The organism is Parabacteroides caeci, from assembly GCF_023656795.1.
GTDB classification, from domain to species: Bacteria; Bacteroidota; Bacteroidia; order Bacteroidales; family Tannerellaceae; genus Parabacteroides; species Parabacteroides segnis.
The window spans coordinates 114,341-140,080 of the sequence record NZ_JAMOKT010000003.1 but is presented as its reverse complement, the minus strand read 5'-3'; the positions used below and the strand labels follow the sequence as shown (position 1 = coordinate 140,080).

The 25,740-nt window shown below is 44.8% G+C and carries 14 protein-coding genes and 1 pseudogene; 14 read left to right on the top strand and 1 reads right to left on the bottom strand.

Going from position 1 to position 25,740, the window contains the following annotated elements:
- The first annotated feature begins 1 nt into the window (after position 1).
- The 14 genes from NBH15_RS02610 to NBH15_RS02545 all read left to right on the top strand — a co-directional run bounded on the left by NBH15_RS02610 (position 2) and on the right by NBH15_RS02545 (position 24,663).
- The gene (locus NBH15_RS02610; RefSeq protein ID WP_250821918.1) at positions 2-1,627 is read left to right on the top strand and encodes a RagB/SusD family nutrient uptake outer membrane protein; all 1,626 of its coding nucleotides are present in this window, start codon (positions 2-4) and stop codon (positions 1,625-1,627) included.
- An 80-nt stretch (positions 1,628-1,707) separates the two neighbouring features.
- Positions 1,708-3,111 carry an arylsulfatase gene (locus tag NBH15_RS02605; protein WP_250821917.1) on the top strand — a complete coding sequence of 468 codons (1,404 nt, stop codon included), beginning with the start codon at positions 1,708-1,710 and terminating at the stop codon, positions 3,109-3,111.
- 15 nt (positions 3,112-3,126) lie between these two features.
- Positions 3,127-4,980: a sulfatase family protein gene (locus NBH15_RS02600; RefSeq protein ID WP_250821916.1), complete on the top strand. Its 1,854-nt coding sequence runs from the start codon at positions 3,127-3,129 to the stop codon at positions 4,978-4,980.
- A gap of 7 nt (positions 4,981-4,987) precedes the next feature.
- The gene (locus tag NBH15_RS02595; protein WP_250821915.1) at positions 4,988-6,466 is read left to right on the top strand and encodes a sulfatase family protein; all 1,479 of its coding nucleotides are present in this window, start codon (positions 4,988-4,990) and stop codon (positions 6,464-6,466) included.
- 4 nt (positions 6,467-6,470) lie between these two features.
- Positions 6,471-7,934 carry a sulfatase family protein gene (locus tag NBH15_RS02590; protein WP_250821914.1) on the top strand — a complete coding sequence of 488 codons (1,464 nt, stop codon included), beginning with the start codon at positions 6,471-6,473 and terminating at the stop codon, positions 7,932-7,934.
- A gap of 41 nt (positions 7,935-7,975) precedes the next feature.
- Positions 7,976-9,514: a sulfatase family protein gene (locus tag NBH15_RS02585; RefSeq protein WP_250821913.1), complete on the top strand. Its 1,539-nt coding sequence runs from the start codon at positions 7,976-7,978 to the stop codon at positions 9,512-9,514.
- 396 nt (positions 9,515-9,910) lie between these two features.
- The gene (locus NBH15_RS02580; protein WP_250821912.1) at positions 9,911-10,888 is read left to right on the top strand and encodes an IS1595 family transposase; all 978 of its coding nucleotides are present in this window, start codon (positions 9,911-9,913) and stop codon (positions 10,886-10,888) included.
- A gap of 95 nt (positions 10,889-10,983) precedes the next feature.
- The gene (locus tag NBH15_RS02575; RefSeq protein WP_128134705.1) at positions 10,984-11,562 is read left to right on the top strand and encodes an RNA polymerase sigma-70 factor; all 579 of its coding nucleotides are present in this window, start codon (positions 10,984-10,986) and stop codon (positions 11,560-11,562) included.
- Positions 11,563-11,638: 76 nt separating this feature from the next.
- Positions 11,639-12,616, top strand: a complete 978-nt coding sequence (locus tag NBH15_RS02570) for a FecR family protein (RefSeq protein WP_250821911.1) — start codon at positions 11,639-11,641, stop codon at positions 12,614-12,616.
- Positions 12,617-12,874: 258 nt separating this feature from the next.
- Entirely contained in the window at positions 12,875-16,078 is a 3,204-nt protein-coding gene (locus NBH15_RS02565) for a SusC/RagA family TonB-linked outer membrane protein (RefSeq protein ID WP_250821910.1), read from the top strand.
- Between the two features lie 5 nt (positions 16,079-16,083).
- Positions 16,084-17,715: a RagB/SusD family nutrient uptake outer membrane protein gene (locus tag NBH15_RS02560; protein WP_250821909.1), complete on the top strand. Its 1,632-nt coding sequence runs from the start codon at positions 16,084-16,086 to the stop codon at positions 17,713-17,715.
- A 65-nt stretch (positions 17,716-17,780) separates the two neighbouring features.
- Positions 17,781-20,324, top strand: a complete 2,544-nt coding sequence (locus NBH15_RS02555; RefSeq protein WP_250821908.1) for a GH116 family glycosyl-hydrolase — start codon at positions 17,781-17,783, stop codon at positions 20,322-20,324.
- 4 nt (positions 20,325-20,328) lie between these two features.
- On the top strand, positions 20,329-20,916 hold the full coding sequence (locus NBH15_RS02550; RefSeq protein WP_250821907.1) for a hypothetical protein: 588 nt from the start codon (positions 20,329-20,331) through the stop codon (positions 20,914-20,916).
- A 138-nt stretch (positions 20,917-21,054) separates the two neighbouring features.
- Complete coding sequence (locus tag NBH15_RS02545) at positions 21,055-24,663, top strand: glycosyl hydrolase (RefSeq protein ID WP_250821906.1); 3,609 nt, start codon at positions 21,055-21,057, stop codon at positions 24,661-24,663.
- Between the two features lie 94 nt (positions 24,664-24,757).
- Here NBH15_RS02545 and NBH15_RS02540 read toward each other — a convergent pair.
- A pseudogene (locus tag NBH15_RS02540) lies at positions 24,758-25,495 on the bottom strand (amino acid permease); the annotation flags it as partial.
- Between the last annotated feature and the right edge of the window lie 245 nt (positions 25,496-25,740).

The following is a 25,740-nucleotide window of genomic DNA, read 5'->3' as shown; positions in this document are numbered from 1 at the left end:
AATGAAGAGTATATTGAATAAAATAGGAATAGTTTTGGCTTCTGCCGTATTGGCAAGCAGTTGTAGTTTGGACCGCTATCCGCTGACCAGCTTCAGCGAGGAGACGTTTTACGACGACGAGGCGAATGTGAAGTTGGCCCTGATCGGGTTGTACCGTGGCGGCATCCAGTTGGGCGTTGATTATGGTTCTTCCGACTGGTGGGCCTATAGCGCCACGATTCTGTTAGACGGCGTTTCCGATATGGGGTACGACCGAAGAGGGTTCAACAACAATTTGGGCAAGCTGACCTCCGGGCAGATCAACGAGACAAACGGCTGGGTGAAGGACTTGTACCAGAAGTCGTATAAGCGGATCAGCGCGTGCGCCCGCTTCATCGAAGGGTTGGACAAGATGGACAGCCAGAGTGCCGAAATGGAACGGATGAAGGCGGAAGCCCGTTTTATCCGCGCCGTGCAGTATTTCCAGTTGGCCTCTTATTACTATGATGTTCCTTTGGTCAAGACGGTTTTGACGTTGGAAGAATCCAACTCGGTGACCAAAAGCAGCCGGGCAGAGGTGTTGCAGTATGCTGCTGATGAATTGGAGGCGGTTGCCCAGATTTTGCCGCGCCACAAGGACCTGGCCGGTTCCGAACGCGGACGTGCCACGGCGCAGGCCGCTTTGGGTTATCTGGCACGTACCTACATGGTGATGGAAAATTACCAGAAGGCGGCTGCCGCTTGCAAGCAGATTATGGATTATGGCGACAACGCGATTGACCCGGATTACCAGAAGCTGTTCTATCCGGCAGGAGCGGAAAGCAGCGAACATATCTTTGCCGCCCAATATGTGGACGATTTGGCAGGTATTGGTCTGCCGCAGCACGCATGGCCTATCAAGGATGGCGGTTGGTGCTTGGTCAACGGAACGAACCACCTGTTCGAGGCGTATGATTTCGTGAACGGCGACCCGTTCAGCTACGAGGATGCCCGTTTCAACAAGGCAAACTTTGGCGAAAACCGCGACCCGCGTTTGGATTATACCCTGCTTTATGATGGTTCCGTATTTAGAGGAACGGTCTATGACTGTGACCCGGAAACGAAGGCTGCCGACAAGATCGGCCCGGGACAGACAACCCAGACCGGTTACCTGTTGCGCAAGTTCTTTGACGAGGGGTGGACCGGCGATATCAATGCGTATGGGAATAATGTACCCTTGGTTCGTTATGCCGATATCCTGTTGATGTATCTTGAAGCCGAGCTGAAAGCCGGTACGCCGATTACTCAGGCATTGTTAGACGAAACCATCAACAAAGTGCGTGGACGTGCAAGCGTCAATATGCCGCCACTGACAGAAACCAATTCGGACAAGTTGATGATGTTGATTCAGAAAGAACGTATGATTGAATTGGCATTTGAAGGCTGGCGTCTATGGGACTTGTTCCGTTGGGGCATTGCCGAAGAACGGTTAAATGCAGATATCTATGGTTCTCCGTTCTATATCAACAAGCAGGATTTAATGAAAAAGAAAAACGGACAACGTGACCCGTATGACCGCTGGTATGTCAATACACGCAGCTTCCAGAAAGGTCAGGAACGCTGGCCGATTCCTTTGGCAGAAACAAACATCAATCCGAACTTAAGATAATAGCATTGATTTATAAGGTTCTGGATTATCCGTCCTGAAATGGATGGATGATCCAGGTTTACTCAATACGAATGACTAACATGAAACATTTTTTATTCTTGCTTATCCCGGCAACAGTTTCTGGGTTTTCTTCCGCTTATACACAAGCCCAGGACAAACAGTCCCCGAATGTCGTTTTTATCCTTGCCGATGATATGGGAATAGGTGATTTGGGCTGTTATGGACAACAAAAAATAAAGACTCCTCACATTGATGAGATGGCTGCCAATGGGCTATTGTTTCGGAACCATTACAGTGGTTCGACTGTTAGTGCCCCTTCTCGTTGCTGTTTGATGACAGGAAAGCATACAGGGCATGCTTATGTTCGAGGAAATAAAGGAGTACGGAATGAAGAAGGCTTTTTTGATTTGCACTTACCTGAATCGGAAGTCACAGTTGCCCAATTGTTCAAACAAAAAGGGTATGCGACTATGTGTGTAGGCAAATGGGGATTAGGTGGTCCCAGGACGTCCGGTAGTCCTGTCAGGAAAGGTTTTGACTATTTCTTCGGCTATTTAAGTCAAGGGGCAGCACATCGTTATTATCCGGACTACTTGTATGAAAATGAAGAAAAGGTAATGATCGACGGCAAGACCTACAGCCATTTCCTGATTATGGAAAAGGGGCTCGACTTTATCCGGAAGAACCAAGACAAACCGTTCTTTGCCTATTTCGCCATTACGCCGCCTCATGCAGACCTCGACTATCCGGACTTGGGCGAATATGAAGATGCCTTTGAGGAGGTGCCTTTCGAGAATCCGGATTTCAGCAAGGGCAGAGGCTTTAAGCCGCAGCCAAAACCGCGTGCCGCCTATGCCGCCATGGTGAGCGAGGTCGATAAGAACGTTGGGCAAGTGCTGGATTTGCTGAAAGAAATTGGGCAACTTGAAAATACCATCGTGATATTTGCTTCGGACAACGGCGTCCATAACGTCGGCGGGCATGACCCTTCCTATTTTAATAGCAACGCCTCTCTCCGCGGAATCAAGCGCGATTTGTATGAAGGCGGCGTGCATGTCCCCTTTGTCGTGAGCTGGCCCAAGGTCATCGGCCAACCGCGCGTGACGGAACACATAGCGACCTTCTGGGATTTCATGCCGACTGTTTGCGACCTGTTGGGCCTTCCCGTTCCCCAAGGAAGCGATGGCCTATCCTATCTTCCGGTATTGGAAAACCGGGAACAGGAACAGGCAAAGCATGATTACCTGTATTATGAATTTTATGAGCAGGGCGGAAAGCAGTCTATCTATAAGGATGGCTGGAAGTTGGTGCGCTTGAACATGGACAAGCCGGCAAAGAGGGTCGAAGAGCTATATTACCTGCCGGATGACAAGTGTGAAAGAAAGAACTTGCTGCTTCAATATCCTCAAAAAGTAAAGGAGTTGAAGCAACTGATGTCGGAAGCTCATACCGATAGTGAACATTTTTCCTGGAGCAATAAGTAATAAAAGATGTATTCAATGAATAGAAATAAGATACCATTTGTGTTGGGTTGTGCTTTGGCCGCCCATGGAGTTGCGCCGGTAGCCATGGCGGAAGGAGCAGGGAAGGAACGTCCTAATTTCGTCTGGTTGATGGCGGAAGACGTAGCGCCGCAATTCGTCGGGTTGTATAACCAAGGGAAAGGGGCGCAGACGCCCCATTTAGAGAGGATGGCACGCGAAGGGCTTGTATTCAACAACGCCTATAGCAATGCGCCGGTCAGTTCGGCCGCCCGTTCCACCTTGATTACGGGCTGCTATGCGCCGCGGTTAGGAGCCAGTTGGCACCGCAAGTTGGAGGTCATGCCCATGCCGGAGGGGTTACATATGTTTCCTGCCTATCTGAGGCGGGCAGGCTATCATACCTCGAATGCGGCGAAAACCGATTATAACTGTATGCTCGACGAGCAAGCGTGGGACCAGGTCGCCGGCAAGATGGGTGAATGGCGCAAGCGTCCGGATAAAAACCAGCCCTTCTTTTTTGTCAGGACCAATGCCACGTGCCACGAAAGCTGCCTGCATTTCAAAAACATGACGAAGGAGACAGGGTACGATCCGGCGGATGTGAAGCTGTTGCCTTTCCATCCGGATACACATACGTTCCGTTATACGTATACTACGTTTTATGACAAAATCCGGAAGGTGGATGAGGAGTTGGGCCGCCTGATGGAGATGCTGGAAGAGGATGGCGAGTTGGACAACACTTTCATCTTCTATTTTGGCGATAATGGCGGAAGCCTGCCCGGTTCGAAAGGTTATACGGGCGAGACGGGCTTGCAGGTGCCGTTTGTGGTCTATGTGCCAGAGAAATGGCGCGACCGCATCCCGTTGCCGGTGGGCAGCCGTGTGGATGGCTTCGTCAGCTTTATGGATTTCGGCCCGACCTTGCTCCATCTGGCAGGCATAGAGGTACCGGCGGAGATGGACGGGACGCCCTTCTTGGGAATCGACATCCCGATGGAGGAGGTGAACAAGCGCGATGTGGTGTATGGCTATGGCGACCGCTTCGACGAGTTGTATGCTTTCAACCGGACGGTCCGCAAAGGCAACTTCAAGTATTCGCGCAATTTCCTGCCCTATCACCCAAAGTCGCTTTATGCGGCATATCGCTACAAGCAGATGGCTTTCCGGGAATGGGAACAGCTGTATAAGGAGGGTAAATTGAATGAGGTGCAAAAACGCTTCTTCGAACCGCAAGGCCCCGAAGAGTTGTATGACCTCTCGGCCGATCCTTACGAAACCCGGAACTTGGCCGGCTTGCCGGAATATGCCGGCCGGCTGAAGGAGATGCGCCACTTGTTAGAGAAAAACCTGCTTGCCCAAAACGATTTGGGGTTATTACCTGAAAGCGTCTGGCTGGAAGAGGGCAAACAAAACCCGGTGGAATATGGGCGTCAATCCCATGCGCGTATCAACAAGCTGTTGGCGGCTGCCGATTTGCAGTTGCTCTCTTATCTGGAGGCAAAGAAGAAAATCAAGAAGGCGTTAGCTTCAACTGACCCAGTTGAACGGTATTGGGCGTTGACAGCTTGCGTCTGGAACGGGAAGCAGGCTGTTGAGTTTGTCGGCGAGGCGGAAAAGTTGTTAGCCGACCCGTCTGTCCCGGTACGGAGCCGGGCGGCGGTATTCCTGATGACCGTCGGGCGGCTGAATGCGGTGGCTCCTTTGAAGAAAATCTTGTCGGAGGCTACTTCCGGGGCGGAATCACTTGAGGTATTGAATGATATGGCTTATTTGAAGACCATCCGTCCTGACTTGGGCTTTGCGCTCACACCGGAGGATGTGGCTGTCAAATGCCAAGGGGCGGATTGGAGAGTGGATTTCTTAAAATGAAAAGAATATGATAGAAAAGATAAAAATAGGTTCCTGCCTGTTGATGGCGGGCCTTTTCCAATGGGCCGGGGCGCAGCAGACGGGACGTCCCAATGTGATATTCATCTTGGCGGATGATATCGGTTATTCGGATGTCGGTTGTTATGGGGCCACCCGGATAAAGACACCGGCATTAGACCGGTTGGCGGCTGAAGGGGTTCGGTTTACCAATGCTTATGCGCCGGCTTCTACCTCTTCCCCTTCCCGCTATGCGTTGCTGACGGGCGAATATGCCTGGAGGAAGAATGTTGGTATCTTGCCGGCAGACGCTCCCTTGACTATCGACCCGTCGCTGACGACCTTGCCCTCCTTTATGAAGAAGGCGGGCTATCAGACGGCGCTGGTCGGCAAATGGCATTTGGGATTGGGCGAAAAGGAGGTGCCGGTCGATTTCAATAGCGAAATCAAGATGGGACCTCGCGCGATTGGCTTTGATTATGCCTACTATTTCCCGGCAACGAACGATCGAGTACCGTGTGTGTATATCGAAAATGACTGGGTGGTCAATTGGGATCCGGTCGATCCCATCCAGGTATCCTACCGGAAAAAGGTGGGCAACGACTATACCGGGCGTGAGAATCCGGAACGGCTGACGCTGAAACCGCACCTTGGGCACGACGCGACCATCGTGAACGGCATCAGCCGTATCGGCTGGATGGACGGCGGCCAAAAGGCCCGCTGGAAGGATGAAGAGATGGGGCAGGTGTTGTTGGGCAAGGCAAAGGCGTTTATCAACGAACATGCCGATGCGCCTTTCTTTATGTATTATGCCACGCATAATGCCCACGAACCGCGTGTGCCGTCTCCTGCTTTCCGGGGAAAATCGGCGGCCGGTATTTATGGCGACGTGATCGAGGAGTTCGACTTTTGCGTGGGCGAGATCGTCAAGACGCTGAAGGAAAAAGGCATTTACGAGAATACCATCTTGGTCGTCACCAGCGACAACGGCCCGATGGTGAAAGAGGGCTACCAGGACGGTGCATTGAAAAACATCAACGGGCACGATCCGTTTGGCGGCCTAAGGGGACAGAAGTATTCGTTGCACGAGGCGGGAACACGGGTCCCGTTCATCTTCTCCTGGCCGGGCAAGGTGAAAGCCCCGTTTGTGCAAGAGCAGAACTTCACCTATTTGGATATGCTCTCCACGTTTGCCGGTATGTTGGGCCTCCCCATCACGGCGGAAGAGGCCCGCGATACCCGCGACGGATCGAACCTGTTCCTCCGGCCCGATGCCCCGAAGTACAGGGAGTATATCATGATGCAGAACAACAGTGGCCAGATTGCCATCCGCCAAGACAATTGGAAGTACATCCCCGCCACTCGCAACCGAGATGCCGAATTGTATGACCTGAGTACCGACCCGTCAGAACTGCACGATGTCACGATGGCTTACCCGGAAAAGGTCGCCGAGTTGAAGAAATATGTCGAACGGAATTATAAAAAGTAAGTTGATGGAACGTATGAAATGGATGGTTGCGTTGTCTGTATTGTCTGTAGGACACGCAATCGCAGACGAGAAGCCGAATGTGTTGATTATACATACGGACGAACATAGTTTTAGGACATTGGGCTGTTACCGCGCGTTGTTGCCTGACGGGCAGGCACGCCCTTGGGGGGAGGAATGTGTGGTCGAGACACCTAATATCGACTATATAGCGAAACAGGGTGTCTTGTTCACCCGGTGCTATGCGACAACTCCGGTCAGCTCGCCAAGCCGTGCCTCTTTTATGACCGGCTTGTATCCACAGAATGCAGGGGTCTGTGCGAATGACTTGGTATTGAATGAAGAGGCGTTGACTTTCGGGGAAATTTTCCGGCGCCATGGTTATGAGACCGGTTATATAGGTAAACTGCATCTGAATGGGGAAAGCCGTCCGGAATGGCATCCGAAGCGTGATTTCGGATTTACGGATAACCGGTATATGTATAACCGCGGGCATTGGAAGAAAGTGGTAGGAATGGGCGACGAGGTGGATTTTGACCAAAAAGCCAAAATACAAACGACCGACTCCTTGAGTTTTACCACTGATTTCCTAACCAACAGGGCTATTGAATTTATAGAGCAACATAAAGGAAAGCCATTTTGCTGTATGTTGTGCTTTCCGGATCCGCATGGACCGAACCAGGTGCGGTCGCCCTACGACAAGCAGTATGCTTCCCTCTCTTTTGGAGCACCTGCCAGTTCCCGAAAAGATACGACCGGGTTGCCGGCTTGGTCTCACGGAAATGGCCAGCGGGGTGACAGGATGGAGAATATGGTGGCCTATTTTGGCATGATAAAATGTATTGACGACAATATAGGGCGGCTTTTGAAGGTACTGCGTGACAATAAGCTATTAGACAATACGATTCTTGTTTTCACCTCTGATCATGGTGATTTGTGTGGCGAACATGGTCTTGTGAATAAGGGTGTGCCCATGGACGGGTCGGCAAGGGTTCCTTTTATCATCAGTTACCCTGCCAAGATGGCCAAGGGGTTGCGAGTGGACAAAGTGATGTCTGTTGTCGATTTTACTCCTTCTCTGCTCTCTTTTTGTGGCATGGAATCGCCGATGGAATATGGAGGGCGTGACTTGTCTGATTTATGGAAAGGGAAGGCGCTCCCGGCCCATCTTGACGATGCGGTATTCATGAGGGCGGTCACAGCCAGGAGAGAAAGTAATTTTGCAGACCGGGCGAAGTGGGTGTCGGTAGTCACCTCGCGTTATAAACTGACGTTGTCTGAAAATGCATCGGATGTCCCTTGGTTGACGGATATGGAAAAAGATCCGGATGAGCTGGTGAACTGTTACACGAATCCGGATTACAAAGAAACGACTGCCCGCTTGAAAAAGAAGTTGATGGAATATGGTACACGTTTCCGGGATCCGAGAATACAAAATCCAAAGATTCAGAAAGAGCTTATGGATAAATAAACAGTAAGAAAAGTATAATGCAAATTAAATGAAGTAATAACATGAAATCAAACGTATTTTTAGGTTTGGGAGTAGGGGCTACTTTATTAGCTTGTTCTGCAAACAAACAAAAAGCGGAGGTTGAAAATCCGATACAGAAGCCTAACGTCATTTTCCTAATAGCCGATGATATCGGTTATGGAGACTTGAGCTGTAATGGTTCAAAAACGATTCATACGCCAAATGTGGAAAGATTGGCTGCACAGGGCGTTCGTTTCACAGATGCGCATTCGGTAGCAGCAACCAGTACGCCTTCACGCTATTCGTTGTTTACCGGGCACTATGCTTGGAGGCGTAATGACACTGGGATCGCAGCTGGAAACGCCGGGATGGTGATTCGTCCGGAACAGCCAACTGTTGCGGATATGTTTCGTGAATGTGGCTACGTTACTGGGGCAATCGGTAAATGGCATTTGGGTTTGTCAGACAGAACGGGCGGACAAGACTGGAACGGCTTCATCACACCCGGACCGGCTGATTTGGGATTCGATTATTCCTATATTATGGCTGCGACAGGTGACCGTGTTCCTTGCGTGTGGGTTGAAAACCAGCGTATCGTGAATCTGGATCCGAACGATCCAATCGAAGTGAGCTACAAAGAACCGTTCCCCGGCGAACCGTTAGGTAAAGATCATCCGGAAATGCTTACTAAGCTAAAACCTAGTCCGAACCACGGGCATAACCAAGCAATCGTGAACGGTATTTCCCGTATCGGCTATATGAAAGGAGGTAAGCAAGCTTTGTGGGAAGACGAAAACATTGCAGACAGTATTACGGTGAAGGCCGTCCAATTCATCGAACAGTATAAAGATGTACCGTTCTTTTTATATGTCGGCACAAATGATGCACACGTTCCTCGCTGGCCGCATCCCCGTTTCGTGGGCAAAAGTGGCATGGGGCCGCGTGGCGACGCTTTGTTACAATTTGACTGGACGGTAGGCGAGATCATGGCTGTACTTGAAAAGGCTGGTATTGCAAAAAACACGCTGATCGTGTTAAGTAGCGACAATGGTCCTGTTGTGGATGACGGTTATGCAGATCAGGCCGTGGAATTGCTGGGCAACCATAAACCTTGGGGTGAATTCCGTGGTGGTAAATACAGCAGTTTTGAAGCCGGTACACGCGTACCTTTTATTGTCAGCTGGCCAGCGCAAGTAAAACCAGGTGTTTCAAATGCTTTAGTTTCGCAGATCGACTTGTATGCCTCTATGGCAGGTTTGCTGGGAAAGACGTTGGAAAACGGAGCTGGACCTGATAGCCAGAACCTATTGAATGCATTTTTGGGTAAAAATGCCAAAGGTCGTGATTATATAATTGAACAAGCCGGTTCGTTGTGTGTTTCCGATGGTGAATGGAAGTATATCTCACCAAGCAAAGGTGCTGCATATAACAAATTGACAAATACAGAACTTGGCAACAGCAAGGAAGAACAACTTTACAACTTGAAACAAGATATCGGGGAAAAGAAAAATTTAGCTACCGAACATCCTGAAATTGTTACGAAGTTGAAAGCTATTCTAGAAAAAGAAAAAGCTAAATAGTTTTTTAGCGTGAAAACATCTGTAGGTTGTTAATATTCCTACAGGTGTTAAATTTAGAAATTAACTTGTTCATTCTTACTCGACATCCAATTTGCGTTTTCTTTGATAAATCATTAGATTGGAAATAAAATAGTAAAACACTCTTCCACATTACTTTACAAATGATGCCGATGGTTATTTGCCAATTGATAAATACATCATAAGTTGCTATCGAAATGGGAGACTAGTCTACAAAAATCACATTTTTTTGTGATTTGTAGATTGTTTTCTGTTCGATATACCTCAGTGTATTCCAGAAAGATACAATATCCATGAGGCTATAGTTAATTTTTGCGTTGTAAAGTGTTGGATTCCCTATTCTTTTCCGTATTTTTACACGCACAAAGGCTTATAGTTATGACCTATCAAGAAATATTAGCAGCCGCACAGACTCTGTCAGATACAGAGCGTGCCTCATTGGTATCCGCATTGTCTTCCGAGAGCGTTTCCCTTTCCGGCTCTCCCCGTCTGTCCCGGCTTTTGGATAAGCAAGGCAGCTGTCCTCATTGTGGAGGTAAGCACTATTACCGTTTCGGCAAGGACAAGGGTGCCCAACGCTTCAAATGTAAGGATTGCGGCCGTACCTTCACCGAATATACAGGTACGTGGCAGGAGGGGCTTCACAAGAAAGAACTTGTAGGACTTTATTTGGAACTGATGGCCGACCAGAAGTCTTTGGATAAGATTTCGGCAGCACTTAATATAAACAAGAAAACGGCCTTTGACTGGCGTCATAAGATATTGGGTACGTTCAAGCAGGACAAAGGCGGTTCTTTTTCCGGTATCGTGGAAAGTGACGAGACATTTTTTGAAGAATCCGAGAAAGGTAACCGTCATCTCAAACGTCCTCCCCGCAAAAGGGGGACCGATCCTAAAAGCAGTGGTATATCGGATAACAAGGCTAAGGTTATAGTAACTGCCGACAGAAAGAACGACCTGAACATGACATGCTGTGGAAAAGGAAGGCTGACCAAAGCGGACATCGCGGAAAGCCTGGGAACTCCGCTGGACAAGGACGTAATTCTTTGCTCTGACGGTCATGTAAGTTATAAGGGGTATGCAAACGACAACCACCTGAAGCATGTAGTGTTAAGAGACGACATAAAGCAAAGGGTCAAACAGGAAAGATTCCATATACAACACGTGAACTCGTTACACAACAGATTGAAGAAATGGATCGCTTCCACCTTTTGGGGAGTCTCTACGAAATACCTGCAGAATTACTTGAACTGGTTTAAGGTAGTGGTAACTGTACTTAAAAAGGAAGCGAACCACGCAAATGCTTTACTGAGGCTGTCGATGATGGAGAATAAGGCTCTCTTTGCAACGCAGTAATCAACTACAGCCTAGGAAAAACTATATATATCATCGTATCAGACAGTTAAAAGGAATAGATGGATATAGTTCTTCTAGAACAAAGTTATTAACCTATGAAAATAAAGGCATTCCCCGAGCAAGAAAAGAGAATCAGATTTGAAGACGTCTATCTCTCATATTTCTCAAAGATGAAGTATTTTGCAAAAGAATACGTTATCTCAGAGGAAGATGCCGAAAATATTGTGCAGGATGTCTTCGTTGAACTTTGGGAAAACAAAGAAATGCTCAATATGCATATGAATCTCATCGCCTATTTGTTCACTACCATAAAAAACAAATGCCTGAATCATCTGCGTCACAAATTAGTCGTACAAGAAACAGCCAACAAACTACAGGAAGAATACACCATCTCCCTACGAATGAATTTAGATTCATTAGAAGTCTTCGATAATAATCTTTTTTCGGATCATGACATCGAAAAAATCATTAGCCGTGCATTAGATGCCCTTCCCGAAAAATGCAGAGCTATATTCATCATGAGCAAAATTGAAGGAAAAAAACATAATGAGATTGCTCAGGAACTGAATATTTCTATTAATACCGTTGGCAGTCAAATAGGTATCGCCTATAAAAAACTAAGAACTGAACTCAAAGATTACCTTCCGATACTGTTGTTTCTCCTCTCTTTATAAGAAATCCGAAAAAAATAATCTTTTTGTTTAACGATTTTCTCCTGTATAAGTGTCTACTATATACAAGGACAAAATTATGAATGAACAAATAATAAAATATTTCCAGGGAGAACTTAATACTACAGAAAGACTGCAGTTCTTAAGACAGGTAGAGGCGGATGATGGATTGAAAAAACAATTCATCGAATACAAAAATATACATGCTCTGTTACATCTTTCTGACCAGGCGGATAATAAAGAAGAGAACAGACAGGGATATATACTGTTCAACAAAATTATCCGGACAAAAAAGATACGTAAAATCATGTTATATGCAACCAGCTATGCTGCAGCCATCACATTACTGGTTTTATCGACTTACTGGCTCACCACCAGTCATTACAAAACTCAACAACCTGTAGCGAACATCGAAAATATCCTTTATGTACCGGCCGGTCAACGTGTACAATTGACTTTACAAGATGGAACCGAAGTCTGGCTGAACTCTCAAACCAAGTTTACTTATCCGGCTTTATTCACAGGAAAAGAACGGAAAGTAACTGTAGAAGGTGAAGCTTTTTTCGATGTGGCTAAAAACCCTGATAAACCGTTTATCGTATCTTCTCAGGGAGTAGAGATGAAAGTTCTGGGAACAAAATTCAATGTTCACAGTTATCCGGGGAAAGAGACAATTCAGACAAGCTTGCTTGAAGGAGGGTTAAAAGTATATTTCCCTCATGCCGAATCCAAAGGTATTATCCTTAAACCGGATGAACAAGTAACTATAAAGGGGAACCAAATGAAAATCAGCACCTTTCCTCATGCGGATTATTTCTTATGGAGAGACGGGATATATAGCTTTATTAACGAACCGCTTATCGACATATTGAAGAAACTCGAACTCTATTATGACGTAAAGATCATTGTGAAAGATCAATCCATATACAATTGGGAATATACTGGAAAATTCCGCCAGCGGGATGGTATTGATGAAATTCTATGTATGATACAAAGAATACACAAATTCAAAATCAGCAAAGATGAAGAAAGTAATATCTTCACTTTAAGCAGATAAACATGTATAATCATTAAAACAGAATGCCTATGAAGAAACATTTTTAGAAGCAAAAACGGCAGATGCTGTAACATCCGCCGTTGGCAATCAAGTAAACACATCAAGTCAAAAATTTTTAGTATTCACTTAATTATTAGCAAAGATATGAAAATAAAAACTTTGTTACCACTCTTTATTGTACATGATAAACACTTTAAAGAATATTTTAGAATCATGAGAATATCGCTATTTATGTTATTCGTCTGTATTTTTCAACTGATGGCAACAAATACAGAGGCACAGAATGCCATTATGAAACTGGAAACAAATGTGATATCTATCGGGCAACTTATCAATCAAATAGAGAAACAAACAGACTATCTGGTGGTATTTCGTAATCGGGAAGTAGATACAGAACGGAAAATACATGTTCAGGAAAAATCAGGAAAAGTAATTTCATACCTGAAAGATGCCTTCGACGGTACGGATATCAGTTACGAATTTACCAACAAATACATTTTGTTATCTAAAAAAAATCAGCCGAATATTGTCAACGAAACCCAGCAGTCAGCCAGAAAAATTACAGGTACGGTTAAAGACAATAATGGAGAACCTATAATTGGTGCCAATGTATCTGTTAAAGGAACAACAAACGGAACGATTACAGACACAGAAGGAAACTTCAGTTTGGAAAATATATCAAATAAAGATGTTATCGTTATTTCCTACATTGGTTATACCCCACAGGAAATCAGAACAGGAAATCAAAATAATATAAAAATTATCCTGAAAGAAGACTCACAAGCACTGGAAGAAGTCGTTGTTGTAGGTTTCGGTACGCAAAAGAAAGTAAATCTGACCGGTTCTATCGGTACGGTTAAAACAGAAGAAGTTCTTAAATCACATCCGGTAACAAACGTACAAGAGTTGCTATCCAGTTCTGTTCCCGGTATGGCCGTAACGAAAGGTAGTGGGGCAGCCGGTTCAGGAGCCAGTATCAATATCCGCGGAACATCTACCATTGGAGGTAGTTCCGGTGTTTTAGTACTAATCGACGGTATGCCGGGTAATATTTATACATTGAATCCAAATGATATCGAAAGCATATCTGTATTAAAAGATGCAGCATCAGCCGCTATCTATGGCTCCCGTGCTGCAAACGGTGTTATTCTGGTAACCACCAAGACGGCTAAAGCAACCGATCGTCCTGTCGTTGAATTTTCCAGCAACATAGGTATACAGAACCCGCAATTCAAATTAGACTTTGTCGGAGCAGAAGATTTCATGCGTTTGTATGACCAGGCCATGATCAATGATGGAAAAGAAGCGATTTACGGAGAGCAAGGTATTCAAGATTTACATGCCGGCAAATATGCAGATAATAAATGGTATAAAGAAATCTACAAAAAAAATACCGTTATCAACAATACACATATAGCAGTATCCGGTAAAGAAAAAGCTATTTCCTATCGTTTCTCCGTATCTAACGACTATCAGGAAGGTAACTTACCGAACAATAACTACAATCGTTTGGTATTCAAACCAGATATGCGTTTCCAAATATTAAAAAATCTGGAAGCACACGCCAGCTTACAGTATACACAGACAAATATCCAAAATCCGAATGGCGGAACAACCATTTGGCAGACACAGGCTGCACGTATCTCACCTGTTACACCTATTTTTAATCCTGACGGTTCATATGCTGCCGGTGGTGCAATGGGAGGTAACCCGATTGCAGGTGTTAATGAATCCGGATATTCCAAAGAAAGACATAAAGAGATGATGGCTATTTTCGATGTCACTTACTCTCCTTTAAAAGACTGGAATATAAAAGGAAGTGTTGCTACATATTCTCAAAATACAACAACAAAGAACAGAGTAAATACTTATTATCTGTATGACAAAGAAGGGAATATAGCTAAAACAGAAAACAGAGTTTCTTCATTGAAGGAAACAAACTCGTATAACTTCCGCACACAGTTACAGTTTACATCCGATTATTCTTTTAAAATATCCGACAATCACAATTTCAAAGTATTGGCCGGTTATTCACAAGAATATTACAAAACAGAAAATTTCTGGGCCTCCAGAGAAGATATGCCTTTTGCCGGTATAGATGTATTGGACACCGGTAATACAAATAAACAAAACGGAGGTAATGCCCAAGACGTAGCTGTCCAATCCTGGTTCGGTCGTTTAAACTACGATTATCAAGGTAAATATCTATTTGAAGCGAGCGTACGTGGCGATGGTTCTTCCCGTTTTGCCGAAGGACATCGTTGGGGAGCTTTCCCGTCTTTCTCCGCCGGCTGGAATTTACATCGTGAATCCTTTATGGAATCAACGGCCAACTGGTTATCAGAATTGAAGATCAGAGCATCATGGGGTATTTTAGGAGATGCCGAAAAAGTAGGTTACTATGCAACAGCACAAGTTCTAAGTTACAACCCTAAAATTTATACATTCAACGACAAATTAGTCGGTGGTGCTTATAATAATGTAGCTATCAATCCTAATATAACATGGGAAAAAGCAAAAGTTAGTAACTTCGGTATTGACTTTGGATGGCTGGAACAGCGTATAAAATTATCAGCCGATTATTTTATGAATATGAGAACAGATATTTTATATACACCTCCTGTGCCCAGTGAATTCGGACTATCCGCTCCTTTATCAAATTTACTGAAAATGAGAAATGAAGGTATGGAAATTATGGCCAGCTACCAGGATAGTAAAAATGATTTCCGCTGGGGAGTAGATGTCAATCTCAGTTATTCAAAAAACAAAGTGTTAGAAATGGGTGATTCCGAAAGATGGATCGAAGGAAATTCTGTGACTTATTTGAACGACCGGTATCAATTACCATTCGGTTACGAAGCAATCGGTCTATTCCAGAGTGAAGAAGAAATAGCCAATTCACCGAATCAAGGAAATGTGTTACCAGGCAATATTAAATATAAGGATCAAAACGGTGACAAAAAAATCGATGGTGAAGACCGTGTCGTACTCAACCGAAAAATACCTGTAAATTTTGGTATGAATCTTTCTTTCGGATATAAAGATTTCGATTTCTCCATGAATATGTATGGTAAACTGAATACTAAAAAGTATCTTCAGGGATACGAAGGATGGGCATTTTATCTGACAGACAATGCACGACCGATGCATCTGGACGCATGGAGTGAAAGTAATCCGGACGCTTCTTATCCGCGCCTGACATTATCGAATACATCCAATGATTATGATTCAAGATACAATAGTTTTTGGTTGCGTACAGCCGACTATCTGAAGATCCAGAATATACAGATCGGTTATACTATTCCGAAAAGTGTATTGGAACGTGTAAATATCAAATATTTGAGATTATATCTATCCGGACAAAACCTGGCTACTATCACCGGATACGACGGATTTGATCCGGAAGGAGGCTGGTATCCGTTGTCAAGAACATTCTCATTTGGTTTTAATCTTCAATTTTAAAAATCATGAAACAATATAGTATCGCATTTTTATTAGTTTCTGCCTTAACATTCGGCAGTTGTTCTGATTTCTTAGATAGAGATCCTCTTTCCCTGGCTTCGGAAAATACCTTCTGGCAAACAGAAGCGAATGCACAAACAGGTGTAAATGCTTTATACCCGTTATTGCCTAATTCACGCGATTTCTGGCGTGACTGCCAAAGTGATAATTCGCTGATGACAAATGCCTGGGGAGAAAGTGGTTTGGGATATATTTGCCAAGGTTCACACAATGCAGCAACCGGTTATCTTTCCGAAGAATGGAAATACGACCATATCCGTAGAATTCTTTACTACTTAGACCGTCTGGAGGGTATGGAAATCGATGAGGCTAAAAAGAAACGTTTTGAAGGAGAGGCCCGTTTTATCCTGGCATTACGTTATTATCGAATGACACGTCATTTTGGTGATATCCCATTGATCAAAGAAAAACCGATTGACCTGGAAGAAGCAGCGTTACCCCGTTCTCCAAAGCAGGAAGTATTAGATTATGCACTTGAAAACGTAAATAAAGCGATTGATTATTTACCGGAAACCTATTCCGGTGATGATATCGGACGTATCACAAAAGGAGCAGCTCTGACACTAAAGGCCGACATGTATCTGGATATGGCAAGTTACGCTAAATTCCATAAAGGACAGGATGCAACCGATCTTTGGAAAGAAGCAGCCAATACAGCAAAACAAGTTATTGATCTGAATCTATATGGCTTAGAAGATGATTTCGCCTATATATTCAAGGCGGAAGCTAATAATAATAACAAAGAAGTTATATTGGCTTTTCAATACAAGGAAGACGAGAAAACGCATATGTTACCAATTCTAGCTTCTCCGGCAGGAACCGGTATAACCGGACAAGGCTGGGCAAGTTTCTGTCCAACTCGCCAACTGGTAGATTCTTACGAAACGACAGATGGTAAAACTATTTATGAATCCGATTTGTATGATAAGAATAACCCATGGGATAACAGAGATGCCCGTTTGAAAAAAACATTCTTCCTGCCAGGTTATGAGTGTTTACGTCCGAATGGTTCTTATGAGCCTTATATGCCACATCCGGCCTATAATAAAGATGAAAGAATCAATCATGAAGGGGGAGGTATCACTGGTTACATGTATCTGAAATATAATGACCAGGAATTAGAAAAACCAAATGCTTCTTGGACTAATTTCAGTCTTTACAGGTATGCGGAAGTTCTCTTGATCTATGCAGAAGCACTAAACGAATATGATCCGAATAATACACAGATAGCATGGGCTGTTAATCAGGTACGCAAACGTGCTGAATTGCCGGGAGTAGATAAGTTAATCGGCAACCAGGAAGCTATGAGGGAAAAGATCCGGGAAGAAAGACGACACGAATTCGTAGCGGAACATAAACGTTACTTTGATATTCTTCGTTGGAAAACAGCAGAAAAAGTTCTAAACGAACCAGGGTACGGTATCAATAAGGATGAAAAGGCTCCTATTGGAGACTATACTGTAGAACAATTCTTGGGACAAAACCGTACTTTTGACGCAAGTAAACATTACCTGTGGCCGATTCCTCAGTCAGCAAAAGATAAGAATCCTAACTTAGGGCAAAATCCGAATTGGTAATTATATTAACAAGAAAAAGCCGATCCGGATAAAGTCTGATCGGCTTTTTATACTAACTTCAAAATATGAACAAATTAATACTACTAACAATTTGTACACTCGTTTCCGGAGCCATTGCATCTCAGGAATGGAAGCCACAAGAATGGCCGGTACTGAAAAACTACGACCAGGAACACCTTTACCAGATTGCACTTCCATTAGGAGGCATCGGGACCGGAACGGTATCGCTGGGTGGTCGCGGAGAACTCCGGGATTGGGAGATCATGAATGTACCTGCCAAGAAATACAGTACGGTAACAACCGGAAACAATGCCCCGTTCTTCGCAATCTATGCGAAGCCACAAAATCAGGAAGCCACCACCACTCTACTGGCCGGTCCTTTATACCCTCAGGAATATCTCCATTATGAAGGTCGTCCGGTAAATCATCATGGCTTACCTCGCTTTGCACAGGCTTCATTTGATGCTGCTTATCCGTTCGGACAAGTACATTTATCAGACAAAGACCTACCGGTGAAAGTCACGATAAAAGGATTCAACCCGCTTATTCCGGGGGATGCAGAAGCAAGCGGATTACCTGTTGCCGTACTTTCCTATGAAGTGACCAATACAACCAGTCAACCGATGGAAATTGCTATTTGTGGCTCCATGCGCAATTTTATAGGGAAAGACGGAAGCAAATTCCGTACCGACTGGAAAGGAGACTATATCCCAACCGGTGTAAAAGACAATAAAAACAAATACGTTGAAAACAATGGAATAAAAGGAATCTATCTCTATTCAGACGGAGTGGATAAAAATGATCCTGCCTGGGGAACAATCGCTCTCACGACACAGGCAACCAGTGGCGTAAGCTACCGTACTTCATCGAAAGCCGACAACTGGAATAACGGTATCCTGAACTTCTGGGATGATTTCAGTGCCGACGGTATGCTAACCGAGCAAAACAAACAGGAAGATGAAGACCCGATGGCCTCACTCTCCGTAAAAAAGACAGTAAAACCGCAAAGCACGGAAACATTCACATTCTATATCACCTGGAATTTTCCAAACCGGAAAGCTTGGTCCTCCACAGTTGTCGGAAATTATTACAGTCGGCAATATACAGATGCCTGGAAAGCGGCAGAAACAATCATTCCGCAAATTCCCGGACTGGAGAAGAAAACCTTATCTTTCGTAAACGCCTTACTCAATACTTCTTATCCGGATGTTGTAAAAGAAGCAGCATTATTCAACCTGGCAACCTTACGGTCACAAACCGTATTCCGTTTACCCAGCGGTCATATGATGGGTTGGGAAGGCATAATGGACCGTTTCGGTTCTTGTGCCGGTTCCTGTACGCATGTCTGGAACTATGAAACAGCTACTCCTTATCTATTCGGAGAACTGGCAAAAACAATGCGTGACGTAGAGTTCAACTACGCAACCAAAGAGAACGGCCTGATGAACTTCAGAGCCTCTCTCCCACTAAATGAAGCAAATAAAGGAAACAGTGCCGCAGCCGACGGACAAATGGGCTGTATCATGAAGATATACCGCGAATGGCAACTTTCCGGAGACAATGATTTCCTGAAAAATAACTGGGGACAGATCAAAAAAGTACTTTCTTACGCCTGGACTGAAAAAGGTTGGGATGGCAATCAGGATGGCGTAATGGAGGGTTCGCAACACAACACTATGGACGTGAATTACTTTGGTCCCAACCCTCAAATGGGTTTTTGGTATATGGGAGCACTAAAAGCAGCGGAAAAGATGGCTATAGCGATGAAAGATAAAGGCTTCGCTCAAAAGTGCCGAACTTTGTTCGAACAGGGCAGTAACTGGATGGATAAAAATTTGTTCAATGGTGAATATTATGAACACAAAATAACCGATCCGGAGACATTTGAATATCTCGATATGAATAATCCGAATGTCAAAATTCCATCTTTCCAGCTAGGTCCAGGCTGTCTAGTAGACCAATTAGTCGGCCAATACATGTCACATTTATGCGGGCTGGGTTATCTCGGAAACAAAGATCATATTCAGATAACCATGAACAGCATCATGAAATACAACTACGTATCAGACTTCAGCCGTCATTTCAACAATATGCGTTCATATGTGATGGGCAATGAATCCGGGCTACTTATGGCATCCTGGCCAAAAGGCCGTCTGGAAGTACCATTTCCTTATTTTGCTGAGGTAATGACAGGGTTTGAATACTGTGCAGCCGTAGGTATGATTTACGAAGGAATGGAAAAAGAAGCACTCACCTGTATCCGATCCATCCGCGACCGCCATGATGGGGCAAAACGTAATCCATTCAGCGAGCCGGAATGCGGTCATCATTATGCCCGATCCATGGCAAGTTGGTCTGCTATCATTGCACTTAGCGACTTTCAGTATTCAGGCATTGATAAAAGTATGAAAATTACGGCACGCCCGGGAAATTATTTTTGGAGTAATGGCTATTCATGGGGAACTATCGACGTCAGCGACAAGGATATCACAATTGAAGTAATAAACGGTTCTCTCCAATTGAAATCCCTTACCGTCGGTAACGAAAAAAAAATGCGGTTAAAGCATTTTAACCTGAAAGAAGGCAACAAACAAGTCATAAAACGATAAAGTCATGGGTAAATCAAACATTATCTACTGCTTACTCGCCTGTTTGTTCCTGAGCGGAGGGTGTATCCAAAAAGAAGCAACCACTCACCACTCCCAACACAAAGCAGACTGGCAAACCGTCCTGCAAGACAAACTCCCTCTGCTGGGCCACCGTAACTGGATTGTTATCACAGATATGGCTTATCCGTTACAAACCCGGGAAGGTATCACCACTTTATATACAAACGAGCCTTATACGGAAGTTCTGGGCACAGTAAAAAAGATGGTGGATAACTCTTTGCATGTGTATGCCCATATCTATCAGGACGAAGAACTATCTTTTCTGGAAGAAGGTTTTTGCCCGGGGATAAATGATCTGAAAACAGAGATGGGGAATATCCTTCCGGCAACTGAAATAACAAGCATCAGGCATGATGACCTGATAGCCCGGCTGGATAGCATCAGCAATCTGTTTGAAGTAGTCATCATCAAAACAAAACTGACAAAACCCTATACTTCCACTTTCTTCGAACTCGATTGTAAATACTGGGACAGTGGCAAACAAACAATACTCAACGAACGAATCGCAAATACCGGAACAAATCGACTATAAACAGATCGAGGGATGTCTTTGTTATGGCATCCCTCTGCTTTTTCAGCCAAAATACATAACATTAATATCATTATTGAAACATTATTCTTCTGATTAATAGCTATTTTTGCTTCAATACATATTATAAACTAATCACCCATGAAAAAACTTTTTACCCTTATTCTATCTGTCTTGTCCCTGTCCATTGCTGCACAGACGAGACAATTATCTCCCGGCCATCCGGACCGCACCGCTAAGACAGACCTGAAGAAAGGTTTTGCAACACCACCCAAAGGGTATGGTGAAGTACCTTTTTACTGGTGGATGGGAGATACACTGACCAAAGAACATCTTACCTATCATCTGGATCAGATGGCAGCTAAAAAAGTAACCAGCCTACAGGTAAATTATGCCCATTCGGACAAAGGAGGCGTCAGCTATGGACTGACTTTCCCTTCTAAACCGGCCCTGTTCACGGAAGAATGGTGGGACCTGTTCGGATGGTTCATGGAGGAAACAAAGAAACGGAATATGACCGTCAGCCTCAGCGATTATACTTTAGGAGTAGGACAAGGTTCCTATGTAGACGACGCCCTCAATGAAAATCCCGGACTGACAGGAGCCGAACTGAAATTCGAAAGCGATACGATCCAGAATAAGTATGCAAAAACATGCCACGACCAGCTACTCTCCCTCTACGCCTACCAATTGGGAACAGATGGGAAAATCATCGAAAACTCAGGCATAGACCTGTCCGGAAATCTTACAGGCAACAAAATTGAATGGCATTCACCCACGGAAGGAAACTGGATCGTCACCCAGATATACAGCGTAGCTAAAAAACCTTCGCTCGACCCGATGCACCCTCTTTCCGGAAAAAGCTATGTCAAACACTTCTTCCAACGGTTTGAAGACCGTTTCCCGGAACAATCCAAAGGAGGACTGAACTTCTTCTTCTCCGATGAGCTGAACTTCAATCTGCATGGTTATATATGGAATTCAATCTTCAGAGACGAATTCCGGAAACGCAAGGGATACGATATCGTTCCTTATCTTACCGCCCTGTTCACCCATATCGGTCCGGTCACACCTAAAATACGGCTTGACTACAACGATGTCATGGTTTCACTGAGCGAAGAAAACTTCTTTATTCCGGTATACCAATGGCACGAAGACCGTAACCTGATCTATGGTTGCGACCATGGCGGACGAGGAAAAGATGTCAGCGAATTCGGCGATTATTTCCGTACCCAGCGATGGAACCAGGCACCGGGTTGCGACCAGCCAAACCTGGGAAAAGACATTATAAAAAACAAAGTAGCCTCCTCCATCGCCCATCTTTATAAACGTCCAAGGGTATGGCTGGAAGGTTTCCACAGCAGTAACTGGGATACCAATACAGCCAATCTGACCGATGCCACCTTTGCCAACTTCGTGATGGGGCAAAACCTGCTCAGCCTGCATGGTTTCTACTACAGTACAATGGGCGGCTGGTGGGAATGGGCACCTCCATGTAATCATACCCACATGCCTTACTGGGAAGAAATGGGACCGTTCCTGGAATGTACCGAACGTCTCAGCTACATTCTCTCCCAGGGATACCACCGGGCCGATGTCGCTATCCTGTATCCGGTAGAATCAGTTGTAGCCGGTTACGACCAGACGGCTGTGCAAAAAGCATTCAGCTTGGGAGAGTATCTATACCGGGAAGGTGTCGATTTCGACTTTATGGATTATGAATCGCTTGCAAAAGCCAATATAAAAAACAGCAAAATCCATATCTCTGGCGAAGAATTCAAAGTATTGATCATCCCGTCCATGAAAGCAATCCGTCATTCTTCATTGAAAAAAGCCTTGCAGTTCAAACAGAATGGCGGGATAGTCATCAACCTGGGAGAGTTGCCAGAAGCAACGGAAAAGAAAGGATTGAACGATCCCGAAGTACGTTCGTTACTAAACAAACTGTTCAGGCCCGACAGCAAGAACGCGTTTGTAGCCAACGAAAACCAAGAAGTGCTCGACATTCTCGACACAAACCTTACCCGCGACTTCCGCATCCTGTCACAGCAACCGCAAAAAGATATGCCATACATTATGCACCGTAAACTCGGAAATAAGGACCTGTATGCCGTATACAATGTTCCTTCCGGTACCGAATGCTTTTTCCGCGCCACCGGAGGAATCGAATTATGGGATCCCTGGACAGGTAAAACAAAAGAAATTACCGCCTCAAAAACAACAGACGAAGGAACCATTATCCAAATGCCGATGGAAAAACAAGACCTCCATCTATTCGTCTTCGATCCGGCCCAAAAGGCTATAATTACAGAAGTACCTCAAACGAGCGTCTCCAAAACCATATTACTCGACGGTGAATGGTCATTCGACCTCAAACCCTCTTTAAATAATAAATTCGGAGACTTCCACTGGCCTGCGACCGATGAACTGCTGGGCGCTTATATCTATAAAGCCAGATACAACCAGGCCTCTTCCGAAACAGCGGACTGGCAATCTCCCTCCTTCGACGATTCAGGATGGAAAAGCCAGACTTTCACCTACGGAACCAAGTTTATGATACTGGAAGCCACTCCTGAATTATCTGAGAAAGAACTTCTCACCCATCTTCCCTATCAAAGCAACAGGGTTCAAATCGATAATAAGGAATATGCCTGGAAACCCTATGAGTTTTCATGGCGATGGGGCGTTGAGAACGATTACGGTCATCAGGGATGGCATGGATTGAAAGCCACTGTTCACGATGAATTTATCCGTATGGGTAAACTCGAAAAAGAGTTCAGGGAAACAGTCCGCGTAGAAGATCCTAACGGAAACAAGAACTATTACCTCTATTCAAATGTTCTGGCTCCCGAAACGGGTAATTACCAACTGATATTCGGAGAACTAAAACCGGCCGATATCTACATCAATGGTAAAGCAGTCAGCCCCTCCACTTCTACCGTCACTCTTAACCGGGGAACCAATGAAATTGTTCTCCATTACGATACATTCGGGGTAACTTACTGTGTGGTGCGTAAAGCCGGAGATACCCCTCGTATACTGAAAGAAGTTACCATAGAAAAACCTCTTGCTACGAATTTCCGGGGAGACTTATCCCTTTTGCCATTCGATATAAACAAAACCGAAGAGCCTACTTACGGCCAATACCGCTTTACCTCTGCTCCCGGACTGAAGAAACTCGAGTTTTCGGCCTTCGGTGAGACCAAAGTCTGGGTAAACGGTACCTTATGCAATCTGACCGTAAAAGAGAAACGTCCGGACGGCCTGACCCGGTATGAAGCCGTAGTGACCAATCCGTCCAAACGGATATCAACCGTAGCCATATCCATAAAAGAACCCTGGGGAAATGCCGGAGGCGCCGCTATCGACGGCCCGATCAAACAAACCTGCGGGGATGGTCTGATTTCCGCAGGAGACTGGACACAGATAGAGGGTCTTTCTACTTACTCCGGCGGTGCCTGGTACCGGAAAAACATTCATCTGGAAAAGAATAACAGAGATAAAGTATATCTGAACCTGGGACAAGTGGTCTCCACAGCCGAAGTCTGGATAAACAAGCAGAAAGTCGGATTGAAGCTCACCCCGCCCTGGCGTTTCAACATCACGGAATATATAAAGGAAGGAGATAACCAAATCGAGATATTGCTTTACAATACCGCAGCCAACTATTACCTGTCTGTCCCGACCATGTACCGGGGCAGTACGAAAGCCGGTCTGTTGGGTACTGCATCAATCGAAATAGTCCGTTAATCCGAGACCCGCACTGTATAATAAAGGGGCGAGACCATCACGGTTCCGCCCCTCCTCTTTTTAGTACGTAGAATAGAAATTACATAAGTATATATTATGCTTGTGTATTATTCGATTTAGTTGTATTCGTTGTTGTAGTTGTGCTATTTGTATTGGCAGTCTGAGTAGTAGCTGTTGCACCGGCTACAGGAGCCTGTACTTTAGCTTCTTCCCAATGGAAAGGCTCAAAATGTGCATTCGGATCAACCCATGATGCTTTTTTGGAAGCAAAGATGATGAACGGAGCAGCCACAACAACAATAGCACCGATAATCAATACGGCAAACCAGACAGTATTACTACCGACAGAAATCTGACTAGGTGGAATAAAGCTCAAGATGAAAGCCAATAACGAACCACAGAAACCAAGACCACCGATAAACCACATCAATCCGTTGCCATGTTTACCGATACGGAACGGACGGTTTGCCTTCTTCATCCGGTAACGCAATGCGATAGCACCGGAGAACATCAGCAGATACATAACCAGATAAAGGATCACAGTCAACTGTGACAGGATCTGGTAGAAACTCTGTACGGAAGGCATTACCACGAACAGCAGGCTCAATAAAGTAACCGCACATCCCTGTACCAACAGAATGTTTTTCTGAACACCGATCTTATTTGTTTTCTGGAAGAAAGGAGGCAGATAACCTGCTTTACCCACGGTAAAGATACCTTTTGACGGACCGGCGACCCATGTCAATACACCTGCCAGCACACCGAATGCCAAAGCTACGGCAATGATCGGAGATAACCAGGAAGCATGGATAAATTTAAAGTAAACGCAGAAAGAAAAAGCAAGGTTGATGATAATACAGCAAAAATGCAGTCTATTAAGTGGTTAGGTGTTTAACTCATAATACTGCATAAGCTGAAAAAGGAGGTCCGATAAAAGCTGCGAAAGACTTCAGTTCCCATATCGTTACTGATATAACAGGAACAAGAAACGGCACAACAGATTCTATTTCAGTAATTTGCACAGTTTTTCATACCTGAGGACAACTCGCTTGATATTAACTTTGTAACGATCAAAAA

What these genes read in the sequence shown, in the direction of transcription:
- NBH15_RS02610 (WP_250821918.1), top strand. Translation starts at nt 2, where the DNA reads ATGAAGAGTATATTGAATAAAATAGGAATAGTTTTGGCTTCTGCCGTA.
- NBH15_RS02605 (WP_250821917.1), top strand. Translation starts at nt 1,708, where the DNA reads ATGAAACATTTTTTATTCTTGCTTATCCCGGCAACAGTTTCTGGGTTT.
- NBH15_RS02600 (WP_250821916.1), top strand. Translation starts at nt 3,127, where the DNA reads ATGAATAGAAATAAGATACCATTTGTGTTGGGTTGTGCTTTGGCCGCC.
- NBH15_RS02595 (WP_250821915.1), top strand. Translation starts at nt 4,988, where the DNA reads ATGATAGAAAAGATAAAAATAGGTTCCTGCCTGTTGATGGCGGGCCTT.
- NBH15_RS02590 (WP_250821914.1), top strand. Translation starts at nt 6,471, where the DNA reads ATGGAACGTATGAAATGGATGGTTGCGTTGTCTGTATTGTCTGTAGGA.
- NBH15_RS02585 (WP_250821913.1), top strand. Translation starts at nt 7,976, where the DNA reads ATGAAATCAAACGTATTTTTAGGTTTGGGAGTAGGGGCTACTTTATTA.
- NBH15_RS02580 (WP_250821912.1), top strand. Translation starts at nt 9,911, where the DNA reads ATGACCTATCAAGAAATATTAGCAGCCGCACAGACTCTGTCAGATACA.
- NBH15_RS02575 (WP_128134705.1), top strand. Translation starts at nt 10,984, where the DNA reads ATGAAAATAAAGGCATTCCCCGAGCAAGAAAAGAGAATCAGATTTGAA.
- NBH15_RS02570 (WP_250821911.1), top strand. Translation starts at nt 11,639, where the DNA reads ATGAATGAACAAATAATAAAATATTTCCAGGGAGAACTTAATACTACA.
- NBH15_RS02565 (WP_250821910.1), top strand. Translation starts at nt 12,875, where the DNA reads ATGGCAACAAATACAGAGGCACAGAATGCCATTATGAAACTGGAAACA.
- NBH15_RS02560 (WP_250821909.1), top strand. Translation starts at nt 16,084, where the DNA reads ATGAAACAATATAGTATCGCATTTTTATTAGTTTCTGCCTTAACATTC.
- NBH15_RS02555 (WP_250821908.1), top strand. Translation starts at nt 17,781, where the DNA reads ATGAACAAATTAATACTACTAACAATTTGTACACTCGTTTCCGGAGCC.
- NBH15_RS02550 (WP_250821907.1), top strand. Translation starts at nt 20,329, where the DNA reads ATGGGTAAATCAAACATTATCTACTGCTTACTCGCCTGTTTGTTCCTG.
- NBH15_RS02545 (WP_250821906.1), top strand. Translation starts at nt 21,055, where the DNA reads ATGAAAAAACTTTTTACCCTTATTCTATCTGTCTTGTCCCTGTCCATT.